15 protein-coding genes are annotated in these 15,409 nt (G+C 61.1%); 1 reads left to right on the forward strand and 14 read right to left on the reverse strand.

The features are described 5' to 3' along the window. Positions 1 to 20: 20 nt before the first annotated feature. Positions 21 to 623 carry a lipopolysaccharide kinase InaA family protein gene (locus AAHM40_RS04765; RefSeq protein ID WP_342243636.1) on the forward strand — a complete coding sequence of 201 codons (603 nt, stop codon included), beginning with the start codon at positions 21 to 23 and terminating at the stop codon, positions 621 to 623. Here the strand turns inward: AAHM40_RS04765 and AAHM40_RS04770 are convergent. From AAHM40_RS04770 to AAHM40_RS04835, 14 genes are all read right to left on the reverse strand, one after another. Further along, entirely contained in the window at positions 581 to 1,744 is a 1,164-nt protein-coding gene (locus AAHM40_RS04770) for an O-antigen ligase family protein (RefSeq protein ID WP_342243637.1), read from the reverse strand. The two genes, AAHM40_RS04765 and AAHM40_RS04770, sit on opposite strands and share 43 nt — an antisense overlap. A gap of 131 nt (positions 1,745 to 1,875) precedes the next feature. Beyond that, positions 1,876 to 2,880, reverse strand: a complete 1,005-nt coding sequence (locus AAHM40_RS04775; protein ID WP_342243638.1) for a glycosyltransferase family 2 protein — start codon at positions 2,878 to 2,880, stop codon at positions 1,876 to 1,878. A gap of 1 nt (position 2,881) precedes the next feature. After that, positions 2,882 to 3,760, reverse strand: a complete 879-nt coding sequence (locus AAHM40_RS04780) for a glycosyltransferase (protein ID WP_342243726.1) — start codon at positions 3,758 to 3,760, stop codon at positions 2,882 to 2,884. 8 nt (positions 3,761 to 3,768) lie between these two features. Next, positions 3,769 to 4,725, reverse strand: a complete 957-nt coding sequence (locus tag AAHM40_RS04785; RefSeq protein ID WP_342243639.1) for a glycosyltransferase — start codon at positions 4,723 to 4,725, stop codon at positions 3,769 to 3,771. Next, positions 4,722 to 5,636 carry a glycosyltransferase family 2 protein gene (locus AAHM40_RS04790; RefSeq protein WP_342243640.1) on the reverse strand — a complete coding sequence of 305 codons (915 nt, stop codon included), beginning with the start codon at positions 5,634 to 5,636 and terminating at the stop codon, positions 4,722 to 4,724. The genes AAHM40_RS04785 and AAHM40_RS04790 overlap by 4 nt, the downstream gene beginning before the upstream one ends. Then, the gene (locus tag AAHM40_RS04795; protein ID WP_342243641.1) at positions 5,620 to 7,377 is read right to left on the reverse strand and encodes a carbamoyltransferase family protein; all 1,758 of its coding nucleotides are present in this window, start codon (positions 7,375 to 7,377) and stop codon (positions 5,620 to 5,622) included. The genes AAHM40_RS04790 and AAHM40_RS04795 overlap by 17 nt, the downstream gene beginning before the upstream one ends. A 4-nt stretch (positions 7,378 to 7,381) precedes the next feature. Continuing rightward, a complete protein-coding gene (locus tag AAHM40_RS04800; protein WP_342243642.1) occupies positions 7,382 to 8,839 on the reverse strand; it encodes a lipopolysaccharide kinase InaA family protein in 1,458 nt (485 codons plus the stop codon). Then, positions 8,836 to 9,591 carry a lipopolysaccharide kinase InaA family protein gene (locus tag AAHM40_RS04805; protein ID WP_342243643.1) on the reverse strand — a complete coding sequence of 252 codons (756 nt, stop codon included), beginning with the start codon at positions 9,589 to 9,591 and terminating at the stop codon, positions 8,836 to 8,838. The genes AAHM40_RS04800 and AAHM40_RS04805 overlap by 4 nt, the downstream gene beginning before the upstream one ends. Next, positions 9,588 to 10,325, reverse strand: a complete 738-nt coding sequence (locus AAHM40_RS04810; protein ID WP_342243644.1) for a lipopolysaccharide kinase InaA family protein — start codon at positions 10,323 to 10,325, stop codon at positions 9,588 to 9,590. Before AAHM40_RS04810 ends, AAHM40_RS04805 begins: the two co-directional genes overlap by 4 nt. Next, positions 10,322 to 11,137 (reverse strand): lipopolysaccharide core heptose(I) kinase RfaP, encoded by an 816-nt coding sequence (gene rfaP / locus AAHM40_RS04815; protein ID WP_342243645.1) that lies wholly within the window; start codon positions 11,135 to 11,137, stop codon positions 10,322 to 10,324. The genes AAHM40_RS04810 and rfaP overlap by 4 nt, the downstream gene beginning before the upstream one ends. After that, positions 11,134 to 12,255, reverse strand: a complete 1,122-nt coding sequence (locus AAHM40_RS04820; protein WP_342243646.1) for a glycosyltransferase family 4 protein — start codon at positions 12,253 to 12,255, stop codon at positions 11,134 to 11,136. Before AAHM40_RS04820 ends, rfaP begins: the two co-directional genes overlap by 4 nt. Then, positions 12,255 to 13,316 carry a lipopolysaccharide heptosyltransferase I gene (waaC, locus tag AAHM40_RS04825; protein ID WP_342243647.1) on the reverse strand — a complete coding sequence of 354 codons (1,062 nt, stop codon included), beginning with the start codon at positions 13,314 to 13,316 and terminating at the stop codon, positions 12,255 to 12,257. Before waaC ends, AAHM40_RS04820 begins: the two co-directional genes overlap by 1 nt. Further along, the gene (waaF, locus tag AAHM40_RS04830) at positions 13,317 to 14,360 is read right to left on the reverse strand and encodes a lipopolysaccharide heptosyltransferase II (RefSeq protein ID WP_342243648.1); all 1,044 of its coding nucleotides are present in this window, start codon (positions 14,358 to 14,360) and stop codon (positions 13,317 to 13,319) included. Positions 14,361 to 14,453: 93 nt separating this feature from the next. Beyond that, entirely contained in the window at positions 14,454 to 15,377 is a 924-nt protein-coding gene (locus tag AAHM40_RS04835) for a branched-chain amino acid transaminase (protein WP_280284942.1), read from the reverse strand. Positions 15,378 to 15,409: the final 32 nt, after the last annotated feature.

The following is a 15,409-nucleotide window of genomic DNA, read 5'->3' on the forward strand; positions in this document are numbered from 1 at the left end:
GGATTGTACCAGCGAACGAAATGCAGCAGTGGCTCGACAAAGGCGAGGTCCTGGAGAAAGACGGCCGCGGCCCCAAGGTCCTGCGCCAGCCGGACGGCCAATTGCTGAAGATTTTCCGGCCACGCCGCCGACTCTGGCTCGCCCGCATGCGCCCTGCTGCACAACGTTTCGCCCGAAACGCCGAACTGCTTGCCGAACGCGGTATCACGACACCAAAGGTCAGCGATTGCATGTGGCTAGACAAGGTCCAGGCCGTCAGCGCCTGCCTCTATGAGCCCCTGCCAGGACACTCGCTGGACCAGCTGTATCGCCACGTGCGCCCCGAGTTCGACGCGTTGCTGCCCGAACTCGCGAATTTCATCCGTGCCCTGCACCAGCGCGGTATCTACTTCCGCTCGCTCCACCTGGGCAACATCCTGCGCTTGCCGGAAGGCGGTTTCGGCCTCATCGACTTCCTCGACATGCGCTTCAAGCGTGGTCCACTCAGCAGTCGATTGGCACGAAGAAACCTTGAGCACCTCAGAGGCTATCTACGCCGCAGCCAGATCGACGACTTCCCCTGGCAGAGCCTGTTACAGGCTTATGGGCAGAGCTTGGCCGAATCTCGTTCGAAGTCACGGTGAGGCCCAGTCGTAAGTTCAGTTCTTCGATCATTCCCCTGCGTAGAGCCTCCAGGCACCTGAACCGGTAGCACTCGGTCCTGACCGGCCCGCCTGGCTAGCGCGTCTATCACCAGCACCAGAGCAACGGGCAACCAGGTAACGAACCAGATCGGTGAAGGCTTGACCCAAGGAGCGGTTCCCTCCGTCAGTACTACGACTCCGGAATACAGCCACAGGGCGACCGCAGCTCTGCCCACTGGAGCCTTGCGATGCTTGAATGCTGCCCAGCCAGCCCAGCACCAGATACCTATCCAGAGCAGCAAACCAAGGACTCCGAACCTAATTCCGATATCCAGAAACAAGTTGTGTGGATGGCGAGCACTGGTTTTCAGTTCCGCGATCTGGATCCAGTACTCCTTGAAGCCAAGGCCATATAGCCAATTCTCCAACATCAGAGAGAATCCGCCCATCCACAACTCGGGACGATACGACAAGCCTCGACTCATCATAAGCGTAGGCTTGAAGACCATGATAACTGCGATCAACACCACAGAAATTGCAACCACTACATAGACGATTCTGCTCCGCAACAACATCCCTACGCCCACTAGGGACAGCATCAGGCTAACCCAAACCCAGCGGCTCTGATTGAAGTAGAGAAAGGCCGCATACCCAACCAGAGCCAGCAATACAGCCGGGATGACCCACGCATGACGCCTGTGCTCCAACCCAAGCATTGCCGTCACGATCGCCAATGCTCCAGTTGCTTGCGCAGCTGGGATGATGACCCGCCACACGCCAACGGAAGCGATCCGATGGTGAAGAACGTAGCCTTGCGTGACATAGAGGTACAGGCAAGTAACCCCGGCAGCAAAACCACCGAATATGCAACACAACAACAAGAGATCCCGGAACCGTTCCTTGAGGTGCATGGCGGCGACCATGACGCCCAATAGACTGAGAGCGATGTAAAAGGGCAATTTTAGCTCGCGAACCTCGTCCCATCCGTCAGAACTCATGACAACAACGAACATGTACCAAATCGAAATTGCGAGATAGAGCCCAGCAAAAACCTTGTGAATCTTCGGATAACTCCTGTGGAACAGGCAAAAATGCCAAAACGCCGGAATCCAGAGAAACAAGATGACGAGTCGGTGATAGTACGTATTGCTTGGCAAGACCCAAGGAGCACACAGAAAACAAACCACACCCAAAACTGCCAGACGAGAAAGCCAAATCCCCAACCGCTCTCTATCCATAACAAAAAACTCAGTCATCGCTTAAATAAATATTGTTTTAACGCACCCAGGTATACCCTGATGCAACTCAAAAACCCAAATTCTCTGAGGACCCCGGACAAATCATGAAAATTTAAAAGACCCGACGCAAGGATATGTTTCTGGACCGCGGCGCGGTTCTTCCTGAACAGACGATTCCTGTTCCTCCGCTCAAGGCTACGCACTTCCTTTTTCACAAAGTTATAGAATCGCTCGTCGCCTTCCTGGCAAATCCTGTCCGCCTCCAGCAAGACCCTCTCATATACGGCTTCCTTGTAGGCCGAAAAGTCCACCTTATGCGTGGCGCTTGCGCGGTGCACCCTGGTCAAGGCAAGTGCCTGCGGATTGTCCAGAAACGCTATATAGGCGCCATGTAGGATGCAGCGCAGCCAGTAATCCCAATCTTCGAGCGCGCGCATCTCAACATCGAATAGACCGACCTTCTCGACAAGCGCTTTTCTGACCACCGCAGCATGAATAGCCATGTTGTTGCCCCTTAGGAACACAGGGAGTGCAACCTCATAACGACCATTTATAACTTTTGACCACTCCTTGACAGAGGACAGGTCAAGCTTGGTAAACAACCTGTTTTCATGCGTTTCTTCGAAATAGCGGAACCGCGAATAGGAAATATCTATATGCGGATTACTCTCGAAGTGCTCAATGTGAGCCCTTAGCTTATCCGGCGTTATAAGGTCATCAGCATCGAGAAAAAGGATGAAGTCTCCCTGAGCAAGTCGTATCCCCGTGTTCTTGGCCGCCGAGGTTCCTGCGTTACTCTGACGTACATACCGGACTCGGAAGTCCTCGGCCATCAGGCCAGACGCAACTGTTTCAGTGCCATCGGTCGAGCCATCATCGACGATGATGGCTTCCCAGTTCTCGTAACTCTGCTGTCGAAGGCATTCGATGGTGCGCGTCAGAAAACGGGCGTAGTTGTAGCAGGGGATTACGACGGAGACCTTGTGATCGACCGGCTGACTGCGAAGTGTTGTTCCCATATCAGCCCTTCCGAGAAAGCATGCGAAAGAGCCCCCGTAGTGTCTTCAGGTTCCATGCACTCAAGGGCAGACCGGCAAGCAGTTCGCGGGCAAGTACCTTGTCCTGGCGGGCGCACTTGAGCAGCATCGAATTGCGGAAACGCGCGCAGACCTCGGGATAAGCAGGGTGGTCACTGAAGCGCGCATAGGTCTTCAGTACGTTATCCACCATGAAGCGGTAGTTCTTGTAAGTGTTGGTGTCGTGTACCCGATAGAGCGCCAGGGGCTCGCCCAGGATGTCTATGAAGTACCCAGCGTGAGTGATCTTCAATTCGATCATCAGATCCTCGAGACGGACGTCTGGCTCGAACCCGCCGACCCGCTCAAGCGCCTCACGACGAAACAGTAGCGTCGGGGCCGGCGCCCCCGGCTTGCGATCAAGAAACACATCCTCGAAATCCAGACGCCGCAATGTAAGCCCACGCGGCTTGCCGCTGGGGATTCCGGCCGCATCGATGGTCTGTATATCACCTGCGCAAATGCCTACTTCTGGCTTGTCGGCCATGTAGGCGACCTGCTTGGCAATGCGGTCCGGGAGCATGATGTCGTCCGAGCCGAAGGGGGCGATCAGGCTACCCTTCGCTCGTGCGATGGTTTCATTGAGAGTTCTCGACAATCCCTTGTTGGCCTGGCAGCGAAAGTCAAAACCATGCACTGCTTGCAGCGCCTGGATGCGTGAGACGCTGTCGTCGCCGGACCCATCATCCACCACCAGCAGCTCAATGTTCGGATAGCTCTGCTCCAGCACACTGCGAATGCTCGCTTCGATGTAGGGCGCGTGGTTGTATGAGGCGATGATCACGCTCACCAACGGCTGGTGGGCATCGTTCGTCAAGGACATGGGATTGCTCAAAATGGGTTGATCCGGTGCCAGAATGACTGCCAGGAGGAAATGGGCTCGATTGACGGCCAGGGTTCTTCCAGCACATTGAAGAGATGCTCTGCCAATAGAAGGTGGGAGAGGTGTTGCTCGACGAATCGTCTACCCGCCTCGGCTATGGCCTGCTCCAGACTCGAATCTTCGCGTAGCCTGGACAGATGCCCGCGCAATTCTTCTAGGTCAGAATACAAAAGCAGGTGAACACCATCTTCAAGGCCGATAGCAGGCTCCTCACTGCCTTGCCGCCAGGCCAGCACGACACAACCGCAGGCCATGGCCTCGAAATTCTTCGCCATGTACTCACCAAGGCCAACGTCGGCACTGACGAAAAAGCGGATCCGGTTGAGCATCTTCCGGTAGGGCTCTCCTGGGGCAGTGCGCAATAGTTGCAGCGAATCCTCTGCCGCCAGGCGATCCAGCAACCGTTTCCGGTCTTGATAGGCAGCGCTGGCGGTCCGGCCTATGAAGCCCAGTTCAATATCCCGCCGCCCCCCTTCGAGAAAGATCAATCGCGGGTCATAGCCCTTGGGAATGAAGTGGACCTTGAAACCTTCGCCCTTCAATCGCTCAGCAACGCTGGCTCCGGTCACGACGACTCGTGCGTTGGGCAACGCCCTGTAGAAGCGGCTGAAGCAACCGCGCCAGCGGGAACTGTCCAAATAGTTCTGGCACGCGTCTTCCTCGTAGATCAATAGGCCGGAAAGCCTGCTGAGGAATCGGGTCTGCCGATAGATGTTCTTGAAATGAAGGTCGACAAGGATCCGATCATAAGCGGACAGGTCCACACCGCTCAGCGTGCGGCGCAAATTGCGCTGAGCGTCCTTGTCGAGGATTTTCAGATCGAGATCGACCTGCCCCCGGAGTCGTTCATAAACGCAGGAAAAGTCGGGCTCTCGTCCGGCCGAGCTGAGCGCCAGGACTTTCATGGGTTTCGGCGCAGCCAAAGACGCAGGGCCTTGCGGCTGTACGACAACTTGAAAATCACCCGCCAGTCCGTTCGCACTGCCTCGCGATAGTACTCGCGGGCGCTTTCCTGATCGCCCGCAAGCAGGCAGGTGCGGAACAGCGACAGGCAACGTTGAGCACGATAGGCGGGTTTGATCGAATGCAGGCTGGCCGGCAGCTTCGCAAAGACTTCATCCACCAGCGCAAGCCCCACTTTGCGAGCTGCTTCGGCGTTGTGGCGCAGGCTGCCGGGGTGCTTGTGGATACGTGCGAGCATCAAGTCGAGGACTTCTACTTGACGCTGGGTCAGGCAGTAGGCGAACACGGGAATGTCCTCGCTGTGTCGCAGGTGTTCAGGATAAGGCCGCTCCAGCAGCAGCTCGCGAAGGAACACGCAGGCGCCATGGCTGAGGGCGATCTTCTTGCCCAGCAGGTAATCCTTCAGGCGTTGCAAGACGTCGCCGGGAACGCTGCTGGCAGGATGTCCGCGTTCGCGGCCGTCGGGCTGGACGGCGACATGACCGGCCAGCCAGAGGCCGACGTCGGGCTGCTGACGCAGCCGCTCGCAGAGGTCAGGCAGCACATCGGGCGCCAGCTCGTCATCCGCATCCAGCAACAGGACGTAGTTGCCCTGGGCCAGCTGCACGCCGTTATTGCGTGCGGCTGAGGGACCGGCATTGGTCTGGCGAACGCCCTGGAAGACCGCACCGTAGCGCTGACTCAGGGCAGTGAAGACTGCCGGGGTGTCATCGGTGGAGCCGTCGTCCACTACCCAGAGTTCGACCTCCGGGGTGGCTTGGGACAGCACCGACTCCACGGCACGCGGGAGCACGCCCGCATAGTTGTAGGTAGGGATGATGACGCTAAGCAGCGGCTTAGCCGACATTGTCATACCAGTCTTTGCCTTCCTTGACGACGAGGATGTCTTCCATGATCAGGTACTGCAGGTCCGAGCCGTAGAACATGTTCAGCGCATCGGTGGGCGAGCAGATCATCGGCTCGCCGCGACGGTTGAGCGAAGTGTTCAGGGACACGCCGTTTCCGGTAAGGACTTCCAGTTCCTTCATCAGGTCATACCAGCGGGGATTGTGGCGACGTTCCAGGACCTGGGCACGGGACGTGCCATCCTCATGCACCACTTCGGCCACGCGGGTCTTCCACTCTTCGTTGACTTCGAAGGTGAAGGTCATGAAGGGCGACGGGTGATCGACCTTGAGCATCTGCGGCGCAACGGTGTCCAGCATCGACGGGCAGAAGGGGCGCCAGCGCTCACGGAACTTGATCTGCTCGTTGATGCGGTCGGCCACGCCGACCGCACTCGGGCAACCAATGATGGAACGGCCGCCGAGGGCGCGCGGGCCGAATTCCATGCGGCCCTGGAACCAGGCCACCGGGTTGCCGTCGACCATGATCTTCGCGATGCGCTGCGGCGTGTTCTCGATGCGCTTGAACACCGGCTTTTGCGGGTGCCTGGCACAGGCGGCAATGACGTCTTCGTTGCTGAACGCCGGACCGAGGTAGACGTGTTCCATCTTCTCGACCGGCACGCCGCGCTTGACCGAGACGTAGGCAGCGGCACCCACCGAGGTACCGGCGTCGCCGGACGCGGGCTGGACGAACAGCTCCTTCACCTCCGGACGGGCGATGATCTTCTGGTTCAGTTTGACGTTCAGCGCGCAACCGCCGGCGAATGCGATCTTGCCGGTCTGGCGGATGATGTCGCCGAGGTAATAATCCATCATCTCCAGCGCCAGCTTCTCGAACAGAGCCTGCATGCTGGCGGCGTAGTGAATGTAGGGGTCGTCGGCAATGTCGCCCTGGCGTTTCGGGCCCAGCCACTCGATCAACTTGGGCGAAAAGTAGAAACCCTTGCCGTTTTCCTTGTAGCGGCGGAAGCCGATGACGTTGGCGTAGTCGGTGTTGATGATCAACTCGCCGTTCTCGAACTTGGCCAGACGCGAGAAGTCGTACTTGGCGGCGTCACCGTAGGGCGCCATGCCCATGACCTTGAACTCGCCATCAAGCATCTCGAAACCGAGGTACTCGGTGATTGCGCCGTAGAGGCCACCGAGGGAGTCCGGATCGTAGAACTCCTTGATCTTGTGGATCTTGCCGTTCTCGCCCCAACCGAAGAAGGTCGTGGCGTACTCGCCCTTGCCGTCGATGCCAAGGATCGCGGTCTTTTCCTTGAAGCCTGAGCAGTGGTAGGCGCTGGAAGCATGGGCCAGGTGGTGCTCCACCGGCTCGATCTTCACCTTCTTGGCATCGAACCCCAGTTGTTCCAGGCACCAGACGATCTTCTTGCGATAGCGCTTGTAGCGACGGTTGCCCATGAGGATGGCGTCCAGCGCACGATCCGGGGCATACCAGTAGCGCTTGGCGTATTGCCAGCGGGCCTTGCCGAACAGGCTGATGGGCGCGAAGGGAATGGCCACGACGTCGACGTCGGAAGGCTTGATACCGGCCTGTTCCAGGCAATACTTGGCCGACTCGTAGGGCATGCGATTCTTCGCGTGCTTGTCGCGCACAAAGCGCTCTTCTTCGGCGGCCGCGATCAGCTTGCCGTCGATATAGAGCGCGGCGGAGGGATCATGGCTGAGGGCGCCGGAAAGGCCGAGAATCGTCAATGCCACGGGGTTAGCCTCTTTCAGGGCAGGTGCTTGGCACCTGCGGTAATCGTTTATCCAGTAGCTGGTGCAATGCCGACTCGGCCGGCCAGTTCCGCAGGAAGCGCGCGCGGTCGCGAGCATAGGCCCGGGCGAAGCTGCGCTCGTTGCGATGCTGGTACACGGCATCGAGATCGATCAGTGTCCAGCGGCCGTCATGCCAGAACAGGTTGTAGCCCTTGAAGTCGCCGTGACTGATGCGCTCGCGGATAAGCGCAGCGAACAGTCGGTCGAGAGCTTGCAGCTCGGCTTCCGGTGGAGCACCAGCCCCATCAGGGTTGTCCAGATAGGGTCGAAAACGGGCGATTATATCTTGCCCGGAGAGATATTCGGTAATCAGGTAGGCCCGGCCGCGCAGCCAGAGAAAACGCCGCTCGAGCACGGCCAGCGGACGTGGCGTAGCGATGCAAAGGAACTCCAGACGGTTACCCTCGCGCCAACTGTGCCAGGCGCGACTCGGGCGCCAGAAGCGCGTCAACCAGTGCAGCAGACCCTTGATGTTGTAACGCTTGACCAGCAGTTTGCGTCCGTCGATCTGGACTTCCGCCACCGTGGCGGTAGCCCCTTGCTTCAGTGAGCGACCCTGCTCAATCGCGGCGTCCGGCGCCTGCAGCAGCCTTTCGAGCCCCGCTTCCGCCTCGCGACGAACCGCGCGCAGGCCGAATGCGCCGCGAACGACACTGAACAGGCTGCAATCACGAGCGATTTTTTTCATGTAGTCACCCAGACGCCAGCGTCGCACCCGGGCGATTTCTTTCTCCAGGGCCTCCAGCGGCAATGCATGCTCGCCGTTGACCAGCAGGTAGTGCACCAGCAGCTCTTCCAGAAAGGCGTCCAGCTCCGCCGGCAATTGGGCAAAGAAGATGCCCAGGTTGGCCAGGACCTTGTCCCTCGGCAGTGGATTGCCGGGGTTTTCAGCGCGGATACCGCCGCCGTCGATCACGTGCAGCTTGCTACCTTGACGCAGCAGGTTGTCCAGGTGCAGGTCTTCCTGGGCGAGCCCGACCAAGTGCAGTCGTGCAATGACCCCAAGCGCTTCGCCCAACACGGCTTGCTGACCGTCGGACAACAGGGCATCGCGCTCCACCTGGCGCCAGGCATCCCAGAGACTTTCCGCTGAGTCCAGATATTCGAACAGCAACCAACCACCTTGCCCTGGCTGCTGCCCTTCATTCAGAAGCGCGGGGGAATCGATGCCCTGTTCATGCAGGGCGCGCGCGCCCGTCAGTTCGCGCTGGAAATGCCGCTCGGCCTTGGCGCCGACCAGCAGCTTGGCCAGCACCTTGCGGCCCTGCCACATCGCCACGCCCACGTAACGCTGCCCGGGCAGCACCCGCAGCAGGCTCTGCAACTCCAGGCCGCCAGCCACATCAAGGTGAATGGGAAGCTGCGGGGTTCGCCCCGCACGGGCCAGGTCAGCCAGAGTCATTGAGCGCGTTCCTTGTCACGCCGGCGACTGGCGAGGCGTGCCAGCCAGTCATTCACGTCCGCCGAATCCTGCCCGCGCTCCAGGTAGCCGGACAGTAGTTCGCGTACCTCGGCTTCGCCCCAGGCATCAGCGCGCCGCACCAAGGCCTCCAGATCCTTGACCCGGTCGCGACGCCCCAGCAGCAAGGGCCGGGTCTTTTCCAAGTCGATCAGACAAGCCTCGAATCCGGCCTGGGTCTCCCGCAGGAATACGTGCTTGGGATAGAAGCAACCGTGCACCTGGCCAGCGTCATGGAGGCGCCGCGCCAGATCCGCCGCCGCGACGATGATCGCCGAGCGCTTCCCTGCGGCCATTGCGGGCCACGCTTCCAGCCAACCGGTGAGCTCGCGCCAACCATCCAGGGCACGGGTCAGCAGGATGGCGCGACGCTCGCCCTCAACCAGGCGATAGCCGAAGAAGGCCGCCTGCAAGGCCGGAACGCCCAGCTTCTGGTAGCGGCAAATGCTGCGGAACTCGCGAGCGAAGGTGGGCTCGCCGATAGGTCGCAGCAGGTTGCGGCTAAGGAAGTTGCTCTGTCGCTTGAGGTAGTAGGTGGCCTCACCCAGATCCAGGCGGAACACACTGCTCCAGCCACCACGACCGGTATTGGGCTCATCGACCGCCTCCAGGCGCAAGGCCCAGAGCGATTCGAAACTGTCCAGGCCGTGGCGGGCGAGAATCTCGCGATCCGCCGCAGCGATGAAGTCGCTCATTCGCGTCCCTCGAAGAACTTGAGGATCTGCCGCACTTGGCGCTTGTCGCGGCTGCGCAGGCGCGATTGATCCCGGTATTGCAGGTAGAAGCGCAGACGCTGGCTGCGACTGAGATGGTGCTTGGCCACCTTGTCCAGGCAGGCCAGATCCTTGATCACCCGATAGTGCAGGAAGGGCCCCCACCAGAAAGTACCGGTAGGGCAGTCGATCAGGAACAGCTCGCCGGCTTCGTCCACCAGCAGGTTGCGCCACTTCAGGTCGTTATGGGCGAAGCCATGCTGATGCAGGCTTCGGGTCGCTTTTGCCAACTGCCGGCTGACGCGGTCGACCCAGCGCGGATCGCTCAGACGCGAATCGCCCTGCCTGGCCATTTCCGCCATGTCGACCGTGCCCTCGAGCTCCCGAGTGATCAGCGCACCACGGTGGAAAACGCCAGCACGACGTTCCTGTCCCCACCCCACAACAGGCGCAGTGGGAATGCCCCATTTGGTGAAGTACTTGAGGTTCTGCCATTCGGCCTTGACTCGCGGCCGACCGAACCAGCGACGCAAACCCTTGCCCGCTGCCCAGTAGCGTTTGACGTAGTAGCGCACGCCACGGTGCTCCACCCGCAGCACCTCGGACAGCGGGTCGCCGGTGATCCAATCACCTTCCACGGCAAATACCTTGTCGAGGTCACCGAACAGCTCCGCGACCTCAGTCTCCAGCCCCTCGGCCAGTTTCCATTGGCTCACGCCTCTCCTCCCCCGGCGTACTTGCGCTCATAGCGCGAGAGCAGGCGCTCGGCCTTCTGCTCGAGCCAGGCCAGCAGACCGATTTCATCCCTCAGGACCTGGCGCAGTGGCTGGCGGAAGTAGGCCTTGAGGAAACGCAGCTTGTCACGCCGGGTCAGGCCGATGTTCAGCGCCGAGAAGTAGAGTCCGGCCAGATCCTTGTCGCGCCAGCGCTTGGGAGTTGCGGCACGGGTTTGCGCACGATGCAGGTCAATCAGCGACAGTTTGAAGTCGTCGGCGGTCACCGGCCGTGCCGTGTGCAGCAGGAAGTGGCAGATATAGCAGTCGCGATGATTGACCCCGGCCCGGTGCATCGTGCCGGTCATGCGTGCCACTTCCTCGATCAACGCCCACTTCAGCCGTACCGGCGGCGGACTGCTCGGCCAATCGACACAGTAGTCTTCAAGGCTGACCGTGGGTGCCAACTCTTCCGTGACAATGAAGGAGTGCTGGCTCGCCGGATTGCTGCCGCGCTCGCCAAAGGCAACGGCGGTCATGGTCGGCACACCGGCCTCGTGCAGGCGCTGGATGGCCGTCCATTCCTGGCCAGCGCCCAGCACGGGCGCCTTCGCAGTGATCAGGTTCTTGACGATCTCACCCCAGCCGATGCCGCGATGGATCTTGACGAAGTAGCCGCTGCCGGCCACTTCGGTGCGCAGGGTGCGACGACCTTCCAGCTCTCGGTAGACCTGGCCCTGGAGCGCTTCCACCTCGACGAAGGCGTCACGCCCGGCCCAGAGGTGCTCGAAAGGGGGCTTCAGGACAAGCTTCATGGGCGCTCCGCGAGAATCACATCCGCTGCGTGCTGCGGCATGCTGTAAAGGTCGGCGCTGTCGGCAAAGGCCAGGCCGTTGGCGCTCCAGCGCGCGCGGGCGGCCGAGTCGGCGAGCATCTCGACAAGCGTGCGATTGAGGCCGTCCTGCTCGAATGGGCTGGGCAGCACGCGGCCGCTGTCCGCCTCGGCGATGTAGTGGGCGTAGCCGCAGACGTCGGTGACCAGCACGGGCAGCCCTGCAACCAGAGCCTCCAGCAATACAGTGCCGGTGTTCTCGTTGTAGGCCGGGTGGATCAGCAGGTCGGCACCCAGCAGGAAGCGCGGGATATCGCTGCGCCCCTTGAGGATGTCCACCTGGTCGGAAATGCCCAGAGTCTTCATCTGCAGCAGGAAAGGCTTGGGATCGTCCTGGCCGATAACGATCAGGCGAGTGCGCTTGCGCAGTTCACGCGGCAGCGCGGCCACGGCCTTGAGACTGCGATCCAGGCCCTTGGTCTTGAAGCCGGAACCGATCTGCACCAGCAACAGGTCGTCATCATTCAGCTTGAACTCACGGCGGAACTCGGCGCGGATGTCAGTAGCGTTGGCCGGTGCGCGGCGATCGGCGGCGATACCCGGCGGCAGCAGGTGGAAGCGTTTGGCCGGCGTGGCGTAGTGCTTGACGAAGAGCGGCTGCTGCACCTCGGAGATCATCAGCACTTCGGTCTTCGATTCAGGGGCGAACACCGCGCGCTCATAATCGGAGAAGTGCTTGTAGCGACCCCAGCGGCGGTAGAGGCCATTGCGCAAGGTCTGCGCCTTGTCCTCGAAGCAAGGATCAGCGGCGTAGTAGACATCCAGACCCGGCATCTTGTTGAAGCCGACCACGCGATCCACCGGGCGGCGCGCCAGGTCCGCCTCGACCCAGGCGGTGAATTTCTCATTGCGCTTGTGGTTGAACAGCGCTTTGACGGGTGCAATCAGCACCTCGAAGCCTTCCGGGACGTCGCCCTCCCAGATCATGGTGTAGACGCGAATGGCATGACCACGACGCTGGCACTCCAGGGCGATGCGCATGAAATCACGCTGCAGGCCACCGAAGGGAAAGTACTTGTAGAGCACGAATGCCAGTTGCATCAGTGGATATCCTCAGTCAGCAGAAGGGCTTCCAGCTGGGTCGCCACGCGCTGCGGATTCAGCCGGGTAAAACATAGCGGCTGTTCACCTTCCAGATCGAACAGGCGGCGATCCTCCACTGTCGGCTTGTAGGCACAGACCTTCTTCAAGCAGGGCGCGCAGGGGAAGTCGCTGCCCAAATGGATCTGCGACCGCCCATAAGCGCCGGTGAAACCCGGGTTGGTCGGGCCGTAAAGTGACAGGGTCGGCACATCCAGAGCGGCAGCCAGGTGGCCGAGACCAGTATCCACCGCCACGCAGGCGCGGGCGCCGGCCACGACCTTGGCCATCCCCGCCAGGGATAACTTGGGGAGCACTGCAGCCTTTTCCAAGCCTTCGGCGATGCGTTCGGCACGTGCTTTTTCCGTCGGATTGCCCCAGGGCAGCCGCACGTGCCAGCCATGGTCGCAGGCGCGCTCGGTAAGTTCGCGCCAATACTTCTCCGGCCAGTGCTTGGTCTCCCAAGTGGTGCCATGGAGGAACAGCAGGTAGGGCGCACCGCTGTGAGCGTCGGCCAGTTGGGCGCGATTCAGACCGTAATTGCCCACCCCTTCAGGCACCCGATAGTCCAGTGCCTGGGCGAACAACTGGCGCACGCGCTCGACTGCGTGCTGCCCCCAGGCCACCGGATAGCGGCGATCATAGAAGTGGCTGGCCACCGGCTCGCGGGCCGAATCACGATCCAGCCCCACCACCGGCGCCTTGGTGTAACGGGTCAGCAGGGCGCTCTTCAGCAAGCCTTGTGCGTCGATCACCAGGTCATAGCGGGTTTCCCGCAGACGGCGCTTGAAGCGGCGCCATTCGCCGCTTCTCAGGGTCTGCCAGAGATTCTTGCGCCAGCGGCGAATCGCCACCGGAATGACTTGCGCCACCGCCGGATGCCAGGCCGGTATCTCGGCAAAACCCTCTTCCACCACCCAGTCGAACTCGATGCCGGGAATCGCCCGCGCAGCATCGGTGAGCGCTGGCAAGGTATGAATGACATCGCCCAGGGAAGACGTCTTGATCAGCAGTACCCGCACTCAGCGACTCTCCACCAGCTCGAGCGGGTCCGGCACCAGGCGGTCCAGGGCTTCGATCACCGGGCGCGGTTTGAGCTCGCGCAGGCAGTTGTAATGGCCGAAGCGGCAAGTGCGCTCGAAGCAGGGGCTGCACTCCAGGCCGAGGCGGACAATCTCCACCTGTTCGGCCAGGGGCGGGGTGAACTGCGGCGAGGTCGAACCGTAAACCGCCACCAGCGGTCGCGCCAAGGCGGCGGCCACGTGCATCAGCCCAGAGTCGTTGGACACCACTGCGCCGGCGCAGGACATCAGGTCGATGGCCTCGGCCAGGCTGGTTTCACCGGCGAGGTTGACCGCTTCTTCGCGCAGGCCCGGGATCAGGCGCATGCGGATGTCTTCGCCCCCCGGGTGGTCGTTCTTCGAGCCGAACAACCAGACCTGCCAGCCGGCCCGGATCTTCAGTTCGGCCACTTTGGCGTAGTGCTCGGCGGGCCAACGCTTGGCCTCGCCGAACTCGGCACCCGGACAGAGCGCCAGCACAGGGCGATCCCGATCCAGGCCGAACTTGGCCAGGGCGGCGTCGCGGCTGGCCGGATCGATCCGCAGCGAAGGGCGTGGATAGGGCTTGGGCAGCTCGGCGCCCGGTTCGAAGGCCAGGGCCATGAAGCGCTCGATCATCAGCGGGTAGCGCTGTTTGTCGAGAACGCGAATGTCATTCAGCAGGCCGTAGCGCATCTCGCCCTTCCAACCGGTGCGCTTGGGAATGCCGGCGAACCAGGGCACCAGCGCCGACTTCAGCGAGTTGGGCAGGAGAATGGCCTGATCGTACTGCCCCAGCAGGGACTTGCCGATCTTGCGCCGCGTGGCGATATCCAGCACGCCGTGGCCGACGGGGAAACTCAGCGCCTGGCGCACTTCCGGCATGCGTTCAAGGATGGGCCGGCTCCACTCAGGGGCCAGCACGTCGATCTCGCAGTCGGGATGGCGGGCCTTCAGGCACTGGAAGAGTGTCTGCGCCATCACCATGTCGCCGACCCAGGAGGGTCCTACGATCAGTATTTTCATAAGGGCAGCTTCAAGCCTCAAGCGACAAGCCGCAAGCTCCAAGCGGTGCGGACCACTTGCAGCTTGCGGCTTGCCGCGTGCAGCTTAGTCGGATTACTTGACCAGGGTGCGCCACTCGCCGTGGGCGGAAGTCTTGCCGGTCACCAGGTCGAAGTAGGCTTTCTGCAGCTTCTCGGTCACCGGACCACGACGACCGATGCCGATCTTGCGGCCATCCACTTCGCGGATCGGGGTGACTTCGGCGGCGGTACCGGTGAAGAAGGCCTCGTCGGCGATGTACACCTCGTCACGGGTGATGCGCTTCTCCACGACCTTGATACCCAGCTCGCCAGCCAGGGTCAGGATGGTGCTGCGGGTAATGCCGTTGAGGCAGGAGGTCACTTCCGGGGTGTACACCACACCGTCCTTGACCAGGAAGATGTTCTCGCCCGAACCCTCGGCCACATAGCCTTCCGGGTCCAGCAGCATGGCTTCGTCGGCGCCGCCGGAGATGGCTTCCTGCAGGGCCAGCATCGAGTTGATGTAGTTGCCGTTGGCCTTGGCGCGCGTCATGGAAATGTTGACGTGGTGGCGGGTGTAGGAGCTGGTACGCACTTTGATGCCATTGACCAGTGCTTCCTCGCCCATATAGGCGCCCCAGTGCCAGGCGGCGACGATCACATGCACCTTCAGACCGGACGCGCGCAGGCCCATGCCCTCGCTGCCGAAGAACACCATCGGCCGCAAGTAGGCGCTTTCCAGGCCGTTCTCACGAACCGCGGCGCGCTGGGCTTCGTTGATCTCTTCCTTGGAGAAGGGAATCTGCATGTTGAAGATATGAGCAGAGTCGAACAGGCGGTCAGTGTGAGCCTGCAGGCGGAAGATGGCAGTGCCGTCCGGAGTGTTGTAGGCGCGTACGCCTTCGAACACGCCCATGCCGTAATGCAGGGTGTGGGTCAGGACGTGAGTGGTTGCTTCGCGCCACGGCACCAGTTCGCCGTCATACCAGATCACGCCATCACGATCGGCCATCGACATATTGCCAGCTCCTCAAGAATTCGATTGGTTCA

This window comes from Pseudomonas sp. OTU5201, from assembly GCF_038440135.1.
Taxonomy (GTDB): Bacteria; Pseudomonadota; Gammaproteobacteria; order Pseudomonadales; family Pseudomonadaceae; genus Metapseudomonas; species Metapseudomonas resinovorans.